Here is a 20,371-nt window from a genome sequence, read left to right as displayed (position 1 = left end):
GCCCATGGGGCCTTCCGGAGCGCGGCGTCTCTATATCACCCGTTTCAAACCACGCAAAGGAAAAATGACGCTTCCGCGACGACGCTTAAAGCTTATCGGAGCTCTTCATGCAGATATCGTCAGTAAAGCGGTTCCTCATAGACGGATTTGCCGTCGAGAAGCAGGCTTCTGATATGGGCAACACCGTCGGAAGACACGCGCGCCGCAATGGCGACGCGATTGTCGTTGCGGGCGCTCTCGATATCGCGCCCCTGCCCCTCGGGCACGTAATAGCGCTCGATGCCATAGGTGACCCCGACAATCGCCTGCTGGGGATCGGTGGCATCGCCATAGAAAACATATTCGACAGGCAGGCTTTTGAGCACGACCGTATCGGGTTTCTGATCGAGCTTTCCAAAGGATGATTCGACGATGCCCCAGTAACCATCATCCTGCCTCGTCAGGCGAACGGACAATATCGCGGCACTTCGGCTCATTTTCGGCGGTCCTTCGACCATCGTCGAGAACGGAACCCGTGAGATGTCGTAGTTCAAGGTCACGTAGTCGCCGCGCAGAAGATCGCGCGGATCGACCGGCGCCGTCTTCAAGAGAATCTCGACGCCGCTCCGCAGGCCCCAGGCCCGCTCGCCGACCATGTAGCCGAGAACCGCCGTCTGCAAAGCGGCAACGACGATGGCAGCAATCCATAGGCGACGGGAACCGATGGTCGGGCTCTTCTCAGCGATATCGGTCATGCCCGCGTCTCCTGCTCGCGATTGCCGGAAAAGCGGCGTTCCAGCTGGATGACCACCCAGGCTGCAATGGCCACAAGCAAGCCGGCAACGAGGAAGAACCCCGCCGTGCCGATGATCGAGCCTATCGTCTCGCCTGCAAGATAGAGAATTTCGCAGGCAAAGACGAAGTAAGCGAGATAGCGCACCGCGCCATTGTCGCGGCCAGTGAGAGCGATGGCGATCACCGAGCTCGCCAACGTCGCCGCCGCCACTATGACAAGCGGCAATTTATCCTCGACCCAGACATTATTTTCAAATGAGCCGTTGCTGATCTCGGCATGAACCAGGAAAAAGCCGATCGATGCGATCAGAAAGGTGTAGAAAGCCGGCGCGGCGCCGGCCGTGCGGGCGAAGGGCAGGAGCGGCGAAGCGGGAACGCTGACGACGAGAAACGCTGCCATGCCGAGAGCGGCAAACAGGATCGCGGTATTCAATCCCTCATGGCGGCCGAATAGCCATGTCAGCCAGCCGACGAGCATGAGATAAGCCAAATGTCGAGCCATGGGCGCGTCGGCATAGCGGACAAGCCCAATCAGGACCGCAGCCATCAGAGGCGGCATCCAGGGCATGATCCCATACCATTCGTCGAAATGCCCCCAGAGATAGACGCCGCAAAATGCCCAGGCCAGGAAACCCGCGAGCCCGACCTGGGCCGACGAACGGAACAAGGCCGCCACGATGCAGGCTGCAGCGAACCAGACGAGCATCATTCTCAGTTCATCGCCGGACAGATTGTACATCTGGCCAACCAGTGCCATGGCGCCACCGAAACTCAAGGTGCCGAGAATCAACAATGCAGCGGCGATGATGGAGCGGCCCTGGCCTAACAAATATGCAGCCGCGAGATAGAAGGCCCATATCATCGTGACCAGCCCGAGCAGACGGGCAATTCTCGGAATGGTCTCCCAGTTTGCAGATATGAACAGCAAGATGGCAAGGCCGAGAAGTACGGCGGCGATGATGGTCAGCACCCGGCCGGCGCTGAAACTCGTCTGGCGGCCGTCATACTCGCTGAGGATGGCTTTGGCCGTCCCCGCGTCGACCAGGCCCTTGTCGGTCCAGATCTTCAGATCCCGCTCCAGCCTGCCCCTGTACATGCCCGGCTCCCCCTCGCTGCGATTCTGCTTGCGACAGAATTAGCACAAATCGCCGCACAATCGATGCGAGCCGAGCGGTTCTGGCAGAAGCTTCGGCTCACAGGAATATGTGCCATATTAATACGGAATTAAGGGATCATGCAGTATCCTTGAGGCCGGTAAACAGATACCGACTGCAGATATGCGCGCAGCTCATGCCTCCCATGAAATTATTGCGCTGCACAAACTCGAAAAGTCATACTATTCATCAGACAACAAGACGGCGGTGGCGCGCCGGGCCGATTCAGATCGGATCAAGCCTGGGGATGGAATATCCCGACATCATATTCGGAGCCGCATACTCCTCCTCCCAATGCGCTCCGATCGATTGGCGACGCTCCTCCTCCCAAGTCGTCAATCACCACAAATGACGCCCACCGCATCCTCCTCCCGCGGTGGGCGTTATTTTTTATCTCCCCCAAATCGGTTTATCCTGTGCAGATGTGCATGATGGCCAGCGGACTGCCATCGAAAGGCTGCATGGCAGTTCGCAGCGGAAATCGAGCCCTCCAAAACAGCAAGGCCGGCGAAAAGATGGCTGAAAGCAGGCCGCCGCCGGCAAATGCTTCGGAATACCCGACACTTGCTCGAAATTGACTTCCAGCGGCGAACCCGGTTGGTCGTGATATGCACACAAAGAAGCCACCATCTTAGGCAAAACACCCATAAGGCTTGCACACGGCGCATAGGTGGCATGAAGCTTTCGCGCTTTTAGTTTTCGCGGCGCAGCATATATTTAAATCCATTAGATCGACGACGGAACCAATCACGGAACTGCTCGATCCCTTGATCCTCGAAAGGGACTAAAATGAACCTGACCCGCTCTTTCAACAACTGGCGCAAGTATCGTCAGACCGTCAACGAACTCGGCCGCATGAGCTCGCGTGAACTGCACGACCTCGGCATCGACCGCGCCGACATCCATCGCGTTGCCCGCGAAGCCACCGGCCGTTAACAGCCGGATAGGCTTCGCCCAATAGCGAAAGCCTTCTCAACGCCCGTTGCGGACCTCCGCGGCGGGCGTTCTTTTTTGCCTATCGACTGAGCAGGCGCAGCATAATCGATTCCGCTGCGAGCTATTCCCCATTTGCAAGGCACACAAATTTTAAGCATCGACTGCTTTTTGGGCGTCATATTGCACAAATGCATGGCAGACGCCTCTTCTTTGCACTGCACAATCAGTCTCTTCGCGCCTATATAGAGTGCAAGCGCTGAGGCGGTAATCGTACCGCCCGCAAACAAGATACTGAGGAAAAGATCATGAACCCGCTTCGCATTGCCAAGAACTGGATCAGCTACCGCCGCACTCTGAACGAACTTGGCAACCTCTCCAGCCAGACCCTTTCGGACATCGGCGTCAGCCGCTACGAAATCCGCAACATCGCTGCTCGTTCTTTCCGTTAATAGGAATAGACTGAGCAGACTGCCTCAAGACGGCGCCTTTTGGCGCCGTTTTTGATTCCGGCCGTCAGCAAATCAATTGGATCGCCGGCCTGCCCGTGATAATGACGCGCGCATGACTCAGATCACTTCCCACTCTCCCATTCACGTTATCGGCGGCGGCCTCGCGGGCTCGGAAGCCGCATGGCAGATCGCCAATGCCGGCGTTCCGGTCATCCTACATGAAATGCGCGGGGTGCGCGGCACGGAAGCGCACAAGACGGACGATCTTGCCGAGCTGGTGTGCTCCAACTCATTCCGCTCCGACGATGCCACCAGCAATGCCGTCGGCGTCATCCATGCGGAAATGCGCATGGCGGGTTCGCTCATCATGGCATGTGCGGACAGGCATCAGGTGCCGGCCGGCGGCGCGCTTGCTGTGGATCGCGACGGCTTTTCGGCTGCGGTGACGCAGGCCGTGCAAACCCACCCGCTGATCACAGTCGTCCGCGAGGAGATTGAAGGCCTGCCGCCAAGGGAATGGGACCAGGCGATCATCGCCACCGGTCCGCTGACCGCACCCGGCCTTGCCAGCGCCATCCAGGCCGAAACCGGTGCCGACGCGCTCGCCTTCTTCGATGCCATCGCGCCGATCGTCTATCGCGACAGCATCAACATGGATATCTGCTGGTATCAGTCGCGTTACGACAAGGTCGGCCCCGGCGGCACGGGCAAGGACTATATCAACTGCCCGATGGACGAGGCTCGATATAATGCCTTCCTCGATGCGCTGATCGCCGGCGATGCCATTGGCTTCAAGGAATGGGAAGGCACGCCCTATTTCGACGGCTGCCTGCCGATCGAGGTCATGGCGGAACGTGGGCGGGAGACGCTGCGCCACGGGCCGATGAAGCCGATGGGACTGACCAATGCACATAATCCCACGGTCAAGGCCTATGCCGTCGTGCAGCTGCGTCAGGATAATGCGCTCGGCACGCTCTACAACATGGTCGGTTTCCAGACGAAGCTGAAATATGGTGCACAGGCGGAGATCTTCAGGCTCATTCCGGGCCTTGAAAATGCGGAATTCGCACGCCTCGGCGGCCTGCACCGCAATACCTACATCAACTCGCCGACCCTGCTCGATCGCTCGCTGGTGCTGAAATCCCGGCCGGGCCTGCGTTTTGCCGGCCAGATCACCGGCTGCGAAGGCTATGTCGAAAGCGCCAGCATCGGCCTGCTCGCGGGCCGCTTCGCAGCTGCCGAACGCAAGGGCGAAGCTCCCTCGCTGCCGCCGCCCACCACGGCGCTCGGCTCGTTGCTGAACCACATTACCGGCGGCCATATCGTTTCGGACGAGGAGCCGGGCAAACGCTCCTTCCAGCCTATGAACATCAATTTCGGGCTTTTCCCGGAGCTGGAGCCGGGCTCGATCGTCAAGCCGGAGGGCGTCAAGCGCTTCCGCGGCAAGGACAAGACCATCATGAAGCGGCAGCTGATCGCCAAGCGTGCGCTTGCCGAGTGCGCCAAATGGCTCGGCGTGCAGGCGCCTGTGTTGGCGGAAAGCGCCTGAGCTAGAGCGTTTTCGCTTTTCTTCGAATAGCCAAAACGCTCTATCTTCTTGTTTCCTGACGCATTCCGGACGGAAAACCGCTGCGCAATTTTCCTGGAAATGCTCCGGCGGGCTTTCGTGATCTTCAGCTTGTTGCCGGCGGCGCGTGGTGCTCGAGCTTCGCGTCTTCGCCGGCGACATAATTGCCGAGCAGCCAGAGCGAGACTTCCGCAGCTTCCGCCGGCGTCTTGAACTCGAACGTGCTGTTGTGATGCGGAACATCGAGGAAATCGACGATCAAGCCGCGTCCGGTTGCTGAAATCTTGGCACGCGCCTTGCCGGGCTCGATCAGATGGACGCTGAAATGATTGCGCACGTTGCGCATAAAGCCGGCTTTGTCATCGTGCAGCCGCACGAAGACCGCCTGCCCGTCTGCGGTCGTCTGCAATTGCCGGATCGCTTCGGCCGGAAAAGCGCGGCCGAATTCCAGAATGGCAAGGCCGGTATCGTGCAGGCCGTCTTCCTTGTTCTGCGATGCCATGCGCGTCGCGTAATAGGCAATGAAGATGACGATCGCAAACAATATGCACCAGACGACAATACCCACGGCAGATCCCCCTGAAATGCAAATCAAGTGCCGGTCATCTCCATAGACGCCGAGACTTGCGCGAGCTTGGTGTATTTTAGATTTTCTTTGTGATCGACGCTATCGCCATGCGCAGCTGCCGGCGCCATTGCGGCAGCACAAGGGATCGATCGAAGATGCCAGCACCAAGCTTCTGTGCCTTCTGCAGGACAGGCTCGGCCAAGGTAACAGGCAGAAAGGCGGGGAATACCGCCTGCGGTACAGGGCCTGCTGCTTTCGCCTTGGCGAGATGCTCGCGACCAAGACCGGCAAAGGCTTCGACCGCTGCCGAAATGCGCTGCTTGTCTTCACCAGCGAGAAAACTGTCGCGATCTAGCCCTGTCGCCGAGAGAATCTCCAGCGGAAGGTATACCTGGCCGCGATGGCGATTAAGCGGCATCAGAAGCAGCAAGCCGGCGATTGCCTGAGCAACGCCCGCATGGCCGGCGGCATCGGCGGAGCGCTTCGCCTCGTCGGCAGACAAGACCAGGCTTGCAAGCTGGATGAGAGCAGACGCGGTCTCGCCGGCATAGCCTTCCAGGCTGCTGCGGCTTTCCATGGGATCGTCGTAGAGATCGAAGATGCGCGCATCGACCATGTCGATCAGCGTCTGGCGCGGCAAGCGATATTCTTCGATCGCGGTCAGAAGCTCGGAGGCCAGCGGATTGGCTTCGCTCGATCCGTGAGATTGCCCCTCCAGGAGATCGCGCCAGTACTGCATGCGCACCTCGCCGGGCAGCGGCTCGTGCACGAGATCCCGCACACGCGCCAGCTCTGCATTGAAGGCATAGAGCGCGGCCAGCGCAGGGCGCTTCTCTTCGGGCGCCAGCAGGCAGGCGAGATAGCGATCGCGATCGGTGTCGCGAAGCGTTGCGAGGCAGATGTCCCGGTTGCTACGGGGCGCAGCTGTTATCGTCATACCTGGATCCGAATATCAGACGGCGATCAGCGCGGCGGCCACGGCGCGCGATTCGGACAGCATGATGTTGAAGGTGCGCACGGCAGCGCCGGTGCTCATCGGGTCGGATGAAATCTGCTTTCCGCGCAGGGCAGCCTTCAACTCGGCGGGAAGCGGTCGCAGCTCCATGCCGGTGCCGACGAGCAGCACTTCGATCTCGGCAGCTTCATCGAGAACCTTCTGGAAGCGATCCGGCATCAGCGCATCGCCCTGCAGCATGTCCCAGCCATAGATGCCCGAGGGCAGGCAAAGCAGCGAGCCACGATGCGACATGTCGGCAAAGCGGAAACCGCCATTGCCGTAGGCGTCGATCGGTGCGCGGCCGGGGAAATGCGCGTTTCGGATTTCTATACCTTTAGCCACTGTATCACACCGCTGGTTTGCCTGACTGGATGTTGCCGGCGGCGGGTCCATTGCTTTCGCCGCCGGTCTGGAACTTATCCGGCCGCAGCTTGAACAGGATCAGCACGGGCGCCGCAATATAAATCGACGAGAAAGTGCCGACCGCGACGCCGAAAAGCAGGACGAAGGTGAAGGCACGGATCACCTCGCCGCCGAAAATATAGAGCGCGAGCAGCGCCAGAAGCGTCGTCGCAGATGTCAGAATGGTACGAGATAATGTCTGATTGATGGAGGCATCGATCAAAATCGGCAACGGCATCTGCGAATAGCGCTTCAGGTTTTCGCGCATGCGGTCATAGACGACAACCGTGTCGTTCAGCGAATAGCCGACAATCGTCAGGATCGCGGCAATGCCGGTCATGTTGAATTCCATACCTGATAGCACGAAGAGGCCGAGCGTCAGGATGACGTCGTGCAGTGTCGCGATGATCGCGCCGACTGCGAACTGCCATTCGAACCGAAGCCAGATATAGATCAGAATTGCTGCCAGCGCCGCCAGGACGGCAAGGGAGGCCGTCATGGTGATTTCGCCCGATACCGCCGGGCCGACGACCTCGACGCGAGAGAAATTGTAGTTCTTGCTCAACTCGTCCTGCACCAGGGAAACGGCCGACTGTTCGGCGTTCTCGCCACCGTCCTGCGCATGGACGCGAACCACGGCGCCAAGCCGATCGGCCAGCCGCTCGACGCGCACGTCGCCAGGTACGATCGCTTCAAGGCGCGTCTGAATATCCGCCACGTCGGCAACGCCCTGTTTGGCCCGCACCTCGATGATCGATCCGCCGGCAAAATCGATGCCGAGGTGCATGCCGACCGTCGCGAAGGCAATGAGCGTGATGACGGACAGGGCGGCGGAGACCGTAAACGTATAGCGGCGGATGCCCATGAAGCGGATATTGGCATTGTCAAAAATGCCGCTGCGCACGCCAACAAGCAAAGTACGCGGCTTGCGGTGTGAAATCCACATATTCACCAGCGACCGCGTGACGAAGCAGGAGGTGAAGAAGGTCGAGACAACGCCGACCATCAGCGTCGCGGCAAAGCCGCGCACCGCGCCCGTGCTGGCGTAGAAGAGAATGGCGGCGACGATCAGCACTGTCAGATTGGCATCGGCGACGGTCGCAGCCGCCCGATTGAAGCCATGGCGCAGCGCATCGACGAGAAGATGGGTCTTCTTCTCCTCCTCGCGCACACGCTCATAGATCAGCACCAGCGCATCGAGGGCGATGCCGATGATGAGAACGATTGCCGCAACGCCGGGCAAGGTCAGGGTGATACCGAGCAAGCCCATGAGCGCTGCCACCATGATCATGTTGATGACGAGCGAGATGGTCGCGATGATGCCGAGCAGGCGATAGAAACCGATCATCAAGGCGGCGACGAAGACCGCGGCGGCAATGCAGGCAATCAGGCCATAACGCGCCGTTTCGCCACCAAGACCGGGCTGAATGGTCCGCTCTTCGACCGTCGTCAGCGTCGCGGGCAATGGTCCGCTCTTGACCATGACGGCGAGATCCTGGGCGCCCTGGGCCGTGAAATCCCCGGGAACGTCAATCTCGCCTGTTGCTATAACCGTCTTCAGCGAGGCAGCGGAGATGACCTGGTCGTCAAGCACGACAACGATGACCCTGCCGAGATTGTTGGCCGTCGATTGTGCAAAGCGGTGGGTCGCCTCCTGCGTCAGCTTCACGGAGACCGTGCCCTCGCCTTTTTGATTGTCAACGACCGCGACGGCATCGGAGAAATCGATGTTCGAGAGCAGCGGCTGCCGCTGCACGAGATAGCCAACGGGCGGATCATCTTCGGAAAACAGCACATCGGACCCGGCCGGTGGCTGCTTGTCCATAGCGTCCTGGACCGACATCGACTGATCTATCAGGCGGAAGCTGAGTTTGGCGGGTTGGCCGAGAAGGTTCTTCAGTCGCTGCGCATCGGCAAGATCCGGCACCTGCACGACGATGCGGTCAGACCCTTGCCTGCGGATTAAGGGTTCGCCGACGCCGAGTTGTGCGATGCGCGCGTGGATGACCTTCATCGCGCGTGCGATCGCCGATGACACATGGCTGTCGATATCGGTATCGGTGATATCGAGCATCAGCGCACCGTTGTCACCCTGAGATAGAACCGCGGACGGCTTATCCGGTCCTGATGTCAGCGGCTGCAGTGCCGTCAAGGCCGTCTGGATCTGCGCGGGATCGTTGATGCGAAGCTGGATCTTGCGGCCGGTGCCGGTTAGGCCCGAATAGGCGACGTTGACAGTGCGCAGCCGGATGGAGATATCGCCGACAATGCTTTCCAGGCGATCCTTTTCGACATCACCCCTTTCCATCTTCAGCAGCAGATGCGATCCGCCCCGAAGATCAAGGCCAAGCTCGATCTTTCGGTGTGCCCACCATGTCGGAAGGAATGAAAGCTCGCGCTCGCCAAGCAGATTGGGAGCGGCCAGAAGCACGCTCAAGAGAACGACGAACCAGATCAGGGTGGTCTTCCACCAGGAGACGTGCAGCATCGCTCTCTCGAATTAGGACTTCCCTACTGCGCCCTCCCTTTCGAACGAAAATGCAAAGGGCGCAGTAACACCTTGAATTTGTGCACAATCCTTCAAGAAAGTCGATCTCGAATTTGGAAGATGCGCAGCGACGGCGGAAGCCGCCTCTCGGAAAGAGCCTTACGCGGCGTCCGCCTTGACGGGCTCACCCTTGACGCGAACCTCGGAAATAGCGCTGCGGACAACGCGGATGCGCACGCCATCGGCGATCTCGACTTCCAGTTCCTTTTCGTCGATCACCTTCGTGACCTTGCCGACGATGCCGCTGGTGACGATCTGATCGCCGCGGCGAATATTCTTCAGGACCTCGTCACGCTTCTTCGCCTGCGCGCGCTGCGGACGGATGAGGAGGAAATACCAAACGACCATCAGCGGCACAAACAGGATGATCATTTCAAAGCCGGAACCGCCGAAGGCGCTCGCGGCCGAATCTGTTGCGCTCTGCGCATATGCGTTGGTGATAAACATCGAGAACTCCCTTGAACTCCTAGCGGGAACAAGGCCCCGCGTCAGGTGGCCGGAATATAGTTACGCGCTTGGCGAATGCAACAAAAACAGCCGTCAACCGTACCGTTTTCCCGGTCTGTTAGCCTTTCAGCCCCCAAAGGAGCATGATACCCGGCAAGACAGCGCGTGCATTTTACGACTTTCTTGTTCAATATTCAGGAGGAAACGGTGACTGAAGACCAAAACGCCCTGATCCTTGCCGAAGTCCGTCGCCTTGCCGACGCTGTCGAACGCCTGGCCGGACCGGCCCCGGCCGTCAATGTCTGGAATGCCGCCGACTGCTTCGTCTGGGCCCCTGCCCGACTCTATCTGCAGCCGGTACCACGGCCGAACCGTGTGGCGCTCACCCTCATCCGAGGCGTCGATCACGTGCGCGACATCCTGCACGAAAACACGCTGCGCTTCGCGGAAGGTTTCGCGGCCAACAACGTGCTGCTCTGGGGCGCGCGCGGCATGGGCAAATCCTCGCTCGTCAAAGCAGTGCATGAAGACGTGCGTCGGGCGACCGGCGTGTCGCTGAAGCTGATCGAAGTCCATCGCGAGGATATTTCCTCGCTGCCGGTGCTGCTCGATATCCTGAAGGCAACGCCGCATCGCATCATCATCTTCTGCGACGATCTCTCCTTCGATCATGACGACACCGCCTATAAGTCGCTGAAGGCGGCTTTGGACGGCGGCGTCGAAGGACGGCCTGATAATGTGCTGTTCTATGCGACATCCAACCGTCGCCACCTGCTGCCGCGTCATATGATGGAAAACGAACAGTCGACCGCCATCAATCCTTCGGAAGCCGTCGAGGAAAAGGTTTCGCTCTCCGATCGCTTCGGCCTCTGGCTCGGCTTTCATAAATGCAGCCAGGAAGACTATCTGCAGATGATCGACGCCTATGCCGATCACTTCAAGCTCGATCTTGATCGCGCCCAAATGCATCACGAAGCCCTGGAGTGGGCGACGACCCGCGGCGCCCGTTCCGGTCGCGTCGCCTGGCAATATATCCAGGATCTGGCCGGCCGGCTGCGCATCGTGCTGGAGCGTGATTGATCCTCAATCGATCAACATCGCCATAAACGACAAAAAGCCCGGCATTGACCGGGCTTTTTGCAGAGTCCTTGAGACGCACTACCTATTCAAGGAACGTCATTGGGTTGACCGGGGCCGAATTCTTGCGGACTTCGAAGTGCAACTGCGGCTGGCTGACATTGCCGCTCATACCTGACGTGGCGAGCGTCTGACCGCGCTGGACCTTCTGGCCGCGAGCGACGCTAAGCGCGTCCGCGTGGCCATAGACCGTTACCGTGCCGTCGTCGTGGCGGACGAGGACGGTGTTACCGAGTTCTTTCAGGCCGTTGCCGGCATAGATGACGACACCGTTTTCGGCAGCCTTGATGGGTGTGCCCTCCGGAACGGAGATGTCGATGCCGTCGTTGCGGCTGCCGTTGACGTTGGCACCGTAGCCAGCGACGACAGCGCCGCGAACTGGCCAGCGATACTTACCGATACCGGTCGCCTCGGGCGCATCGGCCTGCGCATCCGACTTTGCGGCATCATTGATGGACTGACTCGGCGAAGCCGAGGCAACTTCCTTGGGCTTGGCCGGGGCATCAGCTGCCGCATCGGCATGGGCAACCGCCTTGGGCGCCTGCTTACCGATCGGATCAGCGGCAGCCTGCTTCGGCTCTACAGGCAGTACGCCCGGCTTGACCGACGCCTTCTGCGGCTCGATCGAAGCGGTCTTGACCGGATCTGCGGCAGCGACGCCACCGTGCGGCAACGCGAGTGCCTGACCGACGCGAATGCTGTCGCCGGCCTGCATGTTGTTTGCACGCTTCAGTTCGGCGACGGAAACACCGCTTTCCTTGGCAATTCTCGCCAGCGAGTCGCCTGGCTTGACGACGTAGGTGCCCTTCGGCGTCGGCCCCTTGCCATTGCCGGCGGCGAGTTTATTGGGATCGACAAGGCCAGCCTTGCCGCGCATCTGGTTGCCCGAAGGCAGCGCGAGCGCTTCCTGCTGCGGCGCCTTGGCCGGGCCGGGCATCTTGCCGCCCTTGGAAAGATCCGTCGCTTCAGCGGCCATCTTGGCCGGACCTGAGACACCGGCGCCATTCATGGTCGGGATGACGATCTGCTGGCCCGGCTGCGCGGCAGAGCCATTGCGCAGGCCGTTCGCACGCAGAATTTCCTTTTCCGGAACGCCGTAGCGGCGCGACAGCAGCGCAATATTCTCACCCTGATGCAGCGTTACGCTCGGGGCATTGACCGTAGTCCAGCCGGGAGACATCTGCTGCGCGGCCGCGGCCTTGATCGTGCCGGTAGACATCGTATCGGGAGCAAGCGCCGGTGCAGCACGGGAACCATTTCCACGGGACGAGGGAAACGGCTGTGCGAGCGCTTCGGCTTGTCCCTGCGATACTGCGCGAGGACGACCGGCACTGACAGCAGCACCCGGAGGAGCGAGATCTGCGCGCTGGATTGCGACAGGAGCGGTCGAAGCCCGTGCGCTGGAATAGGATGGGTTATAGCGAGCCGGAGAGTTCGGGTATGGTTGCGATACCGGCGCGCTCTGCTGCGAATAATCTTGCTGGCCGTAACCGCCCGCCTGAGCAACGTCGGCGCGAGGCACGGGATCACCATTCGGACCATTGAGGCCGCGCCGGTTGATCGAGCCGGTCGTTACGTTGTCCGTCTTATTGAAGAGACCGCTGAAGCGGGTCGTGTCCGAACTGCAAGCTGTGGCAGTACTCGCCAGAAGAACGGCCACCAGGACTTTCCCTGCCGATTTGCTGACGTTTGAAGAAAGACTGAAACCCATGACTCGACCCACTTAAGACGCAACCGATTATGGGTCGATTAAAGCGCGTTAATCTTACCATGCGGTTAAAGCACTGGTGCGGCATGTGTTTTTTTGAGGAATTGATAACCATAGAAAATGAAGCGGTGCCAATCGCCCGTTTCCATGGGGGCGTCAGCCCGAATTGAGCCTCAAAGATAGGAGGCGAGCATGGGAACGATGGGCTGGTAGGGAACGTCGAATAATTCTTCGCGCTCGAATCGGCTTCCCGTCTTCGTCAGGCGCACCAGACGACACGTATGCTCATCGACGATAAGTGGGGCTATCATCGAGCCGCCGGACACCAGCTGCTCTGCATAGAAGCGCGGCATCGTGGTAAAGGCGGCAGTGACCAGTATGCGGTCGAACGTGCCCTCGCCCGGCAAACCGGCGCTGCCGTCCGCCTGACGGATGATGACGTTGCGCAGGCCGAGCGCATCCATGCGCTGCTGCGCCGATGTCGTCAGGGTCTTATAGCGATCGACCGTCAGCACGCGCTCGACGATCCGCCCCATGACGGCAGCGGTGAAGCCGCTGCCCGTACCAATTTCGAGCACGCGATGGCCAGGCTTGATCTTCAGGCTGTGAAGAATACGCACGACCAAATCGATGCCTTCCATGAAGGCACCGCAATCGATCGGGATGGTCCGGCTGGAATAGGCATCATCGGCAAACTGCACCGGCACGAAAGGCATGCGCGGCGTCTGCTCGACCGCCGTCATCAGATCGATATCCAATATGCCCTCTGCCCGCAGCCGCAAAACCACGGCCGCAAAGCCTTCCTTTTCCACCAAACGAGGTGTCAATCCGCTACTCCATACCGAGCGCCCGCGCCACGCGGTCTTGCGCCGAATAATCCGTCAAATCGAGTTTCAAAGGCGTTACCGAAATACGATTTTGTTTCAACGCCTGAATATCAGTGCCCGGACGGAAGATACCGTTTCGCTCGCCGAAGCGAAGCCAATAATATGGGAATCCGCGGCCATCGGCCCGCTCCTCGACCTGCACGTTGAAGGCAAGATTGCCCTGTGCGGTCACTTCCGCTCCGCCGACCTCGTCGGGGCGACAGTTGGGAAAGTTCAGATTGAGGAACGTCCCGTCAGGCAAATCGACAGTCATCAGCTTGTTGAGCAAAGCCGGCGCATGCGTTTCGGCGACATCCCAGGGCACGACGCGGGAGCCATTTTCATAGAGATAGGCTTGGCTCAGCGCAAAGGAACGAACGCCTTGCAGGGTGCCCTCGATGGCACCGGCTATGGTGCCGGAATAGGTGACGTCGTCGGCAACGTTCGAGCCGGAATTGACGCCCGAAAGCACCAGATCCGGCTTGACGTCCATCACCTGGCGGATTGCCATGATGACGCAGTCGGTCGGCGTTCCCCTGAGTGCATAATGCTTCTCGGAAACCTTGCGCATGCGCAAAGGTTCGGAAAGGCTCAATGAGTGGGCAAGTCCGCTCTGATCCGTCTCGGGCGCGACAACCCAGACATCGTCGGACAGAGTGCGGGCGATACGCTCCAACGCCGCCAGACCTTCGGCATGAATGCCGTCATCATTGGTCAGAAGAATCCGCATCGCCCCACCACCTGATTATGCTGCTTTTTCGATCCTCTTCAGACCACCCATATATGGCAGGAGTGCGTCGGGGACAGTGACCGAGCCATCAGCATTGAGATAATTCTCAAGGACGGCGATGAGGCAGCGACCGACTGCAGTGCCAGAACCGTTCAGCGTGTGAACGAATTTGGTGCTCTTATCGTCCTTGCCGCGGTAGCGGGCGTTCATGCGCCGCGCCTGGAAATCTCCACAGACCGAGCAGGACGAGATCTCGCGATAGGTATCCTGCCCCGGCAGCCAGACTTCGAGGTCGTAGGTCTTGCGTGCGCCAAAGCCCATATCGCCGGTCGAGAGCGTCATGACGCGATAATGCAGGCCGAGGCGCTTCAGCACCTCTTCCGCGCAAGCCGTCATCCGCTCATGTTCGGCAATGGAGCTTTCCGCATCGGTGATCGACACGAGCTCGCACTTCCAGAACTGATGCTGGCGCAGCATGCCGCGCGTGTCGCGGCCGGCGGAGCCTGCTTCCGAGCGGAAGGATGGCGTCAGAGCCGTGAAGCGCAGCGGCAGCTTCTCTTGATCAAGGATCTCGCCGGAAACGAGATTGGTCAGCGAAACCTCCGCCGTCGGGATGAGCCAGCGGCCGTCCGTGGTCCTGAAGGAATCCTCGGAAAATTTCGGCAGCTGACCTGTTCCGAACATCGCCTCGTCGCGTACCATCAGCGGTGCGCTTACTTCGGTATAGCCATGCTCGCTGGTGTGGAGATCAAGCATGAACTGGCCAAGCGCGCGCTCAAGACGAGCAAGCTGCGCAGTCAGCACCGTAAAGCGCGAGCCCGACAGTTTTGCTGCGCGCTCGAAATCCATATAGCCGAGCGCTTCACCGATCTCGAAGTGCTCTTTCGGCTGATGGTTCCATGTGGGCTTGGAGCCCCAGGCATGCTTGACGACGTTGTCGTGCTCGTCCTTGCCGACGGGCACGTCCTCGAGCGGGATGTTCGGAATGCGCGACAGCGCATCATTGAGCTCGGCCGTGAGCGTGCGCTCTTCTTCTTCCGCAGCCGGAAGCGAGACTTTGAGGTCGGCAACTTCCGCCTTCAGCTTTTCGGCAAGCTCGCTGTTCTTCTGCGCCATCGCCGCACCAATTTCCTTGGACGCGGCGTTGCGGCGGGACTGCATGTCCTGGACGGACTGAATGACGGAGCGGCGCTTTTCGTCGAGCGCTATGAGGCTTTGCGACTGAGGCTCCGCACCGCGCTTTGCAAGCGCTGCATCGAAAGCTTCGGCATTCTCACGAATCCATCTGATATCAAGCATCTTCGTTCCAGGTCGTTTGACATGAGTATAACTCCGACCGAGGTCTCGGTCGGAGGTCGAAACGGCAATAGCTGGGAAACGAGGCCGAACCTTCCTCGCCTAGACGTCGTCCGTCTTGGTGATCTCGGAAGTCCCGCCACTCTCTTCAAGCGTTTGCCGGCTACGCTGGCGTTCTACGAGTCTCGCCGCATAGATGGAAATCTCGTAGAGAAGGATCGTCGGCAGTGCAAGGCCGATCTGGGACATCGGATCCGGCGGTGTCAGCACGGCGGCGACGATAAAGGCGAAAACGATGGCGAACTTGCGCTTCTCCGCGAGCCAGGCCGACGTCAGCAGGCCGACGCGCGCAAGCAGCGTCGTGATGACGGGAAGCTGGAAAACGAGGCCGAAGGAAAAGACCAGCGTCATGATGAGGCTCAGATATTCCGAGACCTTCGGCAACAGCGCGATACCCACCTGACCTTCGGCTGGCGCCTGCTGCATCTTCAGGAAGAACCACATGACCATGGGCGTGAAGAAGAAGTAGACAAGTGCAGCGCCCATGAGGAACAGGATCGGCGACGCGATCAGGAACGGCAAGAAGGCGGAACGCTCGTTCTTATAGAGACCCGGCGCCACGAACTTGTAGATCTGCGCGGCGATGATCGGGAATGAAATCACCAGGGCGCCAAACATTGCGACCTTCACCTGCGTGAAGAAAAATTCCTGCGGCGCGGTGTAGATCAGCTCGGACTTCGCGAGATCGAGATGAGCCCATTCGACGGCCCATTTGTATGGATAGACCAGATAATTGAAGAGATGCTTCGCCACAGCGAAACATCCGATGAAGGCAACGAAGAACGCAACGAGCGACCAGATCAGCCGCGTGCGCAATTCCATAAGGTGTTCGATAAGCGGCTGCGGCTTATCGTCGATGTCACCCGTCATGCCTGGTCCTTCTTCTTGGGCGTTTTAGGCGTGGCCTTGCTGGCTGTGGCAGCCGCACGCTTCCTGGGAGCTGGAGGCGCTTTCTCCACGGCAACAGCGGTCGCGACCTTGCGCGGGGCTCGCTTTGGTTTTTCCGTCACGATCGGTGTCTGAACGGCAGCGGCCGCAACCTCGTCGAACTTGGTGACAGCCTTCGAGCGCGGCTTGCGCACAGCCTTTGGCTTCTCGGACGTTTCACTCGCAGCGGCTAACGGCTGCGGAACGACCGCTGCCGCGGGAGCAGCCGCCGGCGACGGGTTGCTCGAAGCGGCAGACGTCGGAGATGAGGCCGCAAGAGCTTCCGGCAGGCCTGACGTCACACCGGGAACCGGCTCAGACGGCAACGGTGTCGCGGCCGGAGCTGCTTTGTCCGGCGTTGCCGTACGCTGCAGATCGGCCTTTATCTCATTGCCCATTTCCCGCAGCGGGTTCATGGCTTCCCGCAGCGAGTTGACCGGATTGAGCTTCTGGGCGTCGGCAATTGTCTGGCGCACATCGTCCAGATCTGCCTCGCGCATGGCTTCATCAAATTGGGCACGAAAGTCGCCAGCGACCTTCCTGGCCCGCGCCGTCATCTTACCGATGGTCCGCAATGTCGACGGCAACTCCTTGGGGCCAATCACCACCAAAGCCACGACGCCAATAACCACAAGCTCGGACCAGCCTATATCGAACATGCAAAGGCTCCTGGGCTAACGGCAAGCCTTTCAGCTTGCGCCTGCCCGACATGATTACTTCGTTTCGTCAGCCTTGTGCTCGACCGTACGGGACGTCGTCGTCGCGGATGTCGACGTATCTTCGTCGTCGTTCATGCCCTTCTTGAAGCTCTTGATGCCCTTGGCGACATCACCCATCAGCTCCGGAATCTTTCCACGGCCGAACAACAACAGCGCGATGGCCAGGACGATCAGCCAGTGCCATATGCTTAGAGAACCCATTGCTTTAACTCCCAATTATAGTGTCTTTTCGATGTAAGACGTTTGCGGATGTTTTTCAAACACGAAAATGTAGTACATCCACGCATATCGGGATAGCGAACGCCGATGCGGGCGACCGAACGTCTCCAAGCCGAGAGGATGATTGTTATATTTGCACCCGCTGATGGCGAAAGAGAGACCTGACGCTCCGTTTTGCGAAAATTCTGCCGATGCGATTGCGGCCGCCTTTCAGGAACCGGCCGATGGTTCAGTCGCTTGAGCCGCTCGGTGGGAGGATGCCGAGTTCCTCCAGATCCAGCTGTGTGATCGGATCTTCATCCTCGGTGAGCTCGTCACTCATCAATGGCGAGGGAATGTTGAAATTGGCCGGGATACGGCCCGAGAGCAGCCCCGCCCCCTTCAGCTCTTCGAGACCAGGCAGGTCCCGCAGCTCTTCAAGGCCGAAATGATCGAGGAAATCGCGCGTCGTGCCGAGCGTCACCGGCCTTCCCGGCGTGCGACGACGACCACGGAAGCGGACCCAGCCGGCTTCCATCAGCACGTCGAGCGTACCCTTGGAGGTCTGCACGCCCCTGATATCTTCGATCTCCGCGCGCGTGACGGGCTGGTGGTAGGCGATAATGGCCAGCACTTCCAGCGCAGCACGGGACAGTTTGCGGACCTCACTTTCATCGCGCCGGATCACGAAGGAGAGATCAGCGGCCGTACGGAAGGCCCAGGCGCCGTCCACCTGCACGAGATTGACGCCACGCATCGCGTAATCGGCCTTGAGCTTCTGCATAATGGCTGGAATATCGATGCCACGCGCCACGCGCTCAGCAATGAAAGCCTCGGAAACCGGCTGCGCCGAGGCGAAAACCAACGCTTCGGCGATGCGTTCAGCCTCGCTCACCAGACGATCGTCCACATCGGGCGTCTCCGCCTCGTGCCCCACATGCTGCTGCTCGTCGTCCGGTTCCGTCACGCGTTCCCTGCCCTATTCCGCTGCTTCCAGTGACGAATGCTTCGGCCCGCGCCGCATGTAAAGCGGCTGAAACGCGCCTTCCTGACGAATTTCGAGCTGCCCCTCGCGCACCAGTTCGAGCGAAGCTGCGAAAGCGCTGGCGATCGCCGTCGCCCGCTCGCTTGAAGTCGTCATATAGCTCAGCAGATAATGCTCCAGAGCCGTCCAATCGGTGATTTCGCCGATCATGCGATCAAGGATGACGCGGGCATCGGCGAGCGACCAGACACGGCGCTTCTCGATCGTCACTTGGGTTACGGCCTGGCGCTGGCGCAGGCTGGCATAGGCGGTCAGGAGATCATAAAGGCTGGCATCGAAGGCCGATTGGCGGCGATCCGGAATATGCTCCGGCGCGCCACGCGCGAAGATATCGCGGCCGAGACGGTTGCGATTGACGAGATCGGTTGCGGCATCGCGCATGGCCTCGAGGCGCTTCAGGCGGAAGGCAAGCGTTGCCGCCATCTCCTCGCCCGTCGGCCCGTCTTCCTTGCTCTGCTGCGGGATGAGCAGCTTGGATTTCAAGTAGGCGAGCCATGCGGCCATGACGAGATAATCGGCAGCAAGCTCTATACGGATGCGCCGGGCGCTGTCGATGAACTGAAGATATTGCTCGGCAAGCGCCAGAACGGAGATTCGGGAAAGGTCGACTTTCTGGGTGCGCGCCAAATGCAGCAGTAGATCGAGCGGTCCCTCAAAGCCGGCAAGATCGACGACAAGCGACGGTTCGTGCGAGCCGCGCTGTGCCTCGCCTTCCTGCCAGAGCTTGTCCATCGGTGTTGCCGCCTGCTGAAGCTTGTCCGTGCTGCCGCTCACTCTGTCACCCGTCTGTTCCTCGAAGTCCGGCTCTACGCTACGGCGAAGATCGCGTCGAATTCCGCCCGAATGGAGGCTTCATCGGCACCATCATTTCTGCCGAAAGCCGCTTCGACCGCCTTGGCCCTTGCCAGCGATGCACCCGCCAGCGCGGGAACATTGCGAACCACCTGCTGCATCTCGTCCATGACGCCATTGCAGTGCAGCACGATATCGCATCCGCCCGCAACAATATTTGCTGCGCGCTCGCCGATCGTGCCCTTCAGCGCATTCATCGAGGTATCGTCCGACAGGAGCAGCCCCTGGAAACCGATATAGCCGCGGATGATCTCCTCGTTCACCTTGCGCGACGTCGTGGCCGGATTCTCCGGATCGATATCGGTGAAGACGACGTGGCACGTCATCGCCATCAGCTCATGCTTGAGAGCCACGAAAGGCGCGAAATCATGCGCCTCCAGTTCTGCGCGCGGAACCGAGACGACGGGTAGCTCGTGATGCGAATCGGCAAAGCCGCGGCCGTGGCCGGGCATATGCTTCATCACGGGCAGCACGCCGCCGGCTTTCAGACCTTCCGCGGCGGCACGCCCCATCTCCGTCACCGTCCCCGGATCGGAGCCATAGGCGCGATTGCCGATGACGTTGCTCGATCCCTCCACAGGCACGTCGAGCACCGGCAGACAATCGACATTGATACCGAACTTCAGCAAATCGAAGGCGTGGAGCCGCGACATCAGCCATGCGGCGCGTCGGCCTCGTTCGCGATCCTGACGATAGATATCGCCGAGTGCCTGCCCCGAGGGATAATGTTGCAGGATCGGTGGACGGATGCGCTGCACCCTGCCGCCTTCCTGATCGATGAAAACCGGTGCATCGCGCCCGACGCTATCACGAAGAGACGCAACGAGATCGGCGATCTGCGCCGGCTCGGAAATATTGCGTCCGAACAGGATAAAGCCCCAGGGCTGCTCCCCTTGATAAAAGGATCGCTCTTCGGGGGTGATGGTGTGGCCGCTACAGCCGAGGATCATGGATTTCGATTCGGTCATATCCGAATCATAAGGCTTGCGCC

The 20,371-nt window shown here is 59.9% G+C and carries 21 protein-coding genes; 4 read left to right on the top strand and 17 right to left on the bottom strand.

Translation table 11 applies throughout. The annotated features are described in order from the left end of the window. Positions 1-119 precede the first annotated feature (119 nt). Together RTCIAT899_RS07940 and RTCIAT899_RS07935 are read right to left on the bottom strand one after the other, a co-directional pair. On the bottom strand, positions 120-734 hold the full coding sequence (locus RTCIAT899_RS07940) for a GDYXXLXY domain-containing protein (protein ID WP_015339706.1): 615 nt from the start codon (positions 732-734) through the stop codon (positions 120-122). After that, positions 731-1,870, bottom strand: a complete 1,140-nt coding sequence (locus RTCIAT899_RS07935; RefSeq protein ID WP_015339705.1) for a DUF2157 domain-containing protein — start codon at positions 1,868-1,870, stop codon at positions 731-733. Before RTCIAT899_RS07935 ends, RTCIAT899_RS07940 begins: the two co-directional genes overlap by 4 nt. A gap of 847 nt (positions 1,871-2,717) precedes the next feature. Between RTCIAT899_RS07935 and RTCIAT899_RS31880 the strand changes: the two genes are divergently transcribed. The 3 genes from RTCIAT899_RS31880 (at position 2,718) to trmFO (ending at position 4,862) form a co-directional block, all read left to right on the top strand. After that, positions 2,718-2,864, top strand: coding sequence for a DUF1127 domain-containing protein (locus tag RTCIAT899_RS31880; protein ID WP_015339702.1), 147 nt, complete (start codon positions 2,718-2,720; stop codon positions 2,862-2,864). A gap of 305 nt (positions 2,865-3,169) precedes the next feature. Further along, positions 3,170-3,313, top strand: a complete 144-nt coding sequence (locus tag RTCIAT899_RS31875; protein ID WP_015339701.1) for a DUF1127 domain-containing protein — start codon at positions 3,170-3,172, stop codon at positions 3,311-3,313. Positions 3,314-3,425: 112 nt separating this feature from the next. Next, positions 3,426-4,862 carry a methylenetetrahydrofolate--tRNA-(uracil(54)-C(5))-methyltransferase (FADH(2)-oxidizing) TrmFO gene (gene trmFO, locus RTCIAT899_RS07930; RefSeq protein ID WP_015339700.1) on the top strand — a complete coding sequence of 479 codons (1,437 nt, stop codon included), beginning with the start codon at positions 3,426-3,428 and terminating at the stop codon, positions 4,860-4,862. 124 nt (positions 4,863-4,986) lie between these two features. Here the strand turns inward: trmFO and RTCIAT899_RS07925 are convergent, their stop codons facing one another. The 5 genes from RTCIAT899_RS07925 to yajC form a co-directional block, all read right to left on the bottom strand. Continuing rightward, the gene (locus tag RTCIAT899_RS07925; RefSeq protein WP_015339699.1) at positions 4,987-5,448 is read right to left on the bottom strand and encodes a hypothetical protein; all 462 of its coding nucleotides are present in this window, start codon (positions 5,446-5,448) and stop codon (positions 4,987-4,989) included. A gap of 76 nt (positions 5,449-5,524) precedes the next feature. Continuing rightward, entirely contained in the window at positions 5,525-6,385 is an 861-nt protein-coding gene (locus RTCIAT899_RS07920) for a phytoene/squalene synthase family protein (protein ID WP_015339698.1), read from the bottom strand. 15 nt (positions 6,386-6,400) lie between these two features. Further along, the gene (locus tag RTCIAT899_RS07915) at positions 6,401-6,787 is read right to left on the bottom strand and encodes an Mth938-like domain-containing protein (RefSeq protein ID WP_015339697.1); all 387 of its coding nucleotides are present in this window, start codon (positions 6,785-6,787) and stop codon (positions 6,401-6,403) included. 4 nt (positions 6,788-6,791) lie between these two features. Next, on the bottom strand, positions 6,792-9,335 hold the full coding sequence (gene secDF, locus RTCIAT899_RS07910; RefSeq protein WP_015339696.1) for a protein translocase subunit SecDF: 2,544 nt from the start codon (positions 9,333-9,335) through the stop codon (positions 6,792-6,794). Between the two features lie 159 nt (positions 9,336-9,494). Next, the gene (yajC, locus tag RTCIAT899_RS07905) at positions 9,495-9,842 is read right to left on the bottom strand and encodes a preprotein translocase subunit YajC (protein WP_015339695.1); all 348 of its coding nucleotides are present in this window, start codon (positions 9,840-9,842) and stop codon (positions 9,495-9,497) included. Between the two features lie 207 nt (positions 9,843-10,049). On the opposite strand from yajC, the gene RTCIAT899_RS07900 reads away from it, so the two are divergent. Then, complete coding sequence (locus tag RTCIAT899_RS07900) at positions 10,050-10,922, top strand: ATP-binding protein (protein ID WP_041677864.1); 873 nt, start codon at positions 10,050-10,052, stop codon at positions 10,920-10,922. An 82-nt stretch (positions 10,923-11,004) separates the two neighbouring features. On the opposite strand, the gene RTCIAT899_RS07895 is transcribed toward RTCIAT899_RS07900, so the two are convergent. The 10 genes from RTCIAT899_RS07895 to nagZ all read right to left on the bottom strand — a co-directional run bounded on the left by RTCIAT899_RS07895 (position 11,005) and on the right by nagZ (position 20,348). Beyond that, positions 11,005-12,690 carry a LysM peptidoglycan-binding domain-containing M23 family metallopeptidase gene (locus RTCIAT899_RS07895; protein WP_041677384.1) on the bottom strand — a complete coding sequence of 562 codons (1,686 nt, stop codon included), beginning with the start codon at positions 12,688-12,690 and terminating at the stop codon, positions 11,005-11,007. A 170-nt stretch (positions 12,691-12,860) separates the two neighbouring features. Then, complete coding sequence (locus tag RTCIAT899_RS07890) at positions 12,861-13,514, bottom strand: protein-L-isoaspartate(D-aspartate) O-methyltransferase (RefSeq protein ID WP_041677382.1); 654 nt, start codon at positions 13,512-13,514, stop codon at positions 12,861-12,863. 4 nt (positions 13,515-13,518) lie between these two features. Further along, positions 13,519-14,283 carry a 5'/3'-nucleotidase SurE gene (gene surE, locus RTCIAT899_RS07885; RefSeq protein ID WP_015339691.1) on the bottom strand — a complete coding sequence of 255 codons (765 nt, stop codon included), beginning with the start codon at positions 14,281-14,283 and terminating at the stop codon, positions 13,519-13,521. Between the two features lie 15 nt (positions 14,284-14,298). Next, complete coding sequence (serS, locus tag RTCIAT899_RS07880; protein WP_015339690.1) at positions 14,299-15,582, bottom strand: serine--tRNA ligase; 1,284 nt, start codon at positions 15,580-15,582, stop codon at positions 14,299-14,301. A 99-nt stretch (positions 15,583-15,681) separates the two neighbouring features. Next, the gene (gene tatC / locus RTCIAT899_RS07875; protein ID WP_015339689.1) at positions 15,682-16,509 is read right to left on the bottom strand and encodes a twin-arginine translocase subunit TatC; all 828 of its coding nucleotides are present in this window, start codon (positions 16,507-16,509) and stop codon (positions 15,682-15,684) included. Next, entirely contained in the window at positions 16,506-17,225 is a 720-nt protein-coding gene (gene tatB, locus RTCIAT899_RS07870) for a Sec-independent protein translocase protein TatB (RefSeq protein WP_015339688.1), read from the bottom strand. Before tatB ends, tatC begins: the two co-directional genes overlap by 4 nt. 54 nt (positions 17,226-17,279) lie before the next feature. After that, a complete protein-coding gene (locus tag RTCIAT899_RS07865; RefSeq protein WP_015339687.1) occupies positions 17,280-17,486 on the bottom strand; it encodes a twin-arginine translocase TatA/TatE family subunit in 207 nt (68 codons plus the stop codon). Between the two features lie 247 nt (positions 17,487-17,733). After that, positions 17,734-18,420: an SMC-Scp complex subunit ScpB gene (gene scpB, locus RTCIAT899_RS07860; protein WP_085999196.1), complete on the bottom strand. Its 687-nt coding sequence runs from the start codon at positions 18,418-18,420 to the stop codon at positions 17,734-17,736. Between the two features lie 42 nt (positions 18,421-18,462). Further along, positions 18,463-19,260: a segregation and condensation protein A gene (locus RTCIAT899_RS07855; RefSeq protein ID WP_051043255.1), complete on the bottom strand. Its 798-nt coding sequence runs from the start codon at positions 19,258-19,260 to the stop codon at positions 18,463-18,465. A 74-nt stretch (positions 19,261-19,334) separates the two neighbouring features. Next, positions 19,335-20,348, bottom strand: a complete 1,014-nt coding sequence (gene nagZ, locus RTCIAT899_RS07850) for a beta-N-acetylhexosaminidase (RefSeq protein WP_041677863.1) — start codon at positions 20,346-20,348, stop codon at positions 19,335-19,337. Positions 20,349-20,371 lie beyond the last annotated feature (23 nt).

Origin of the sequence: Rhizobium tropici CIAT 899, from assembly GCF_000330885.1 — a bacterium.
In the GTDB taxonomy this organism is placed as follows: Bacteria; Pseudomonadota; Alphaproteobacteria; order Rhizobiales; family Rhizobiaceae; genus Rhizobium; species Rhizobium tropici.
The sequence above is the reverse complement of the archived record's forward strand: the minus strand, read 5'-3'. Positions and strand labels throughout refer to the sequence as shown.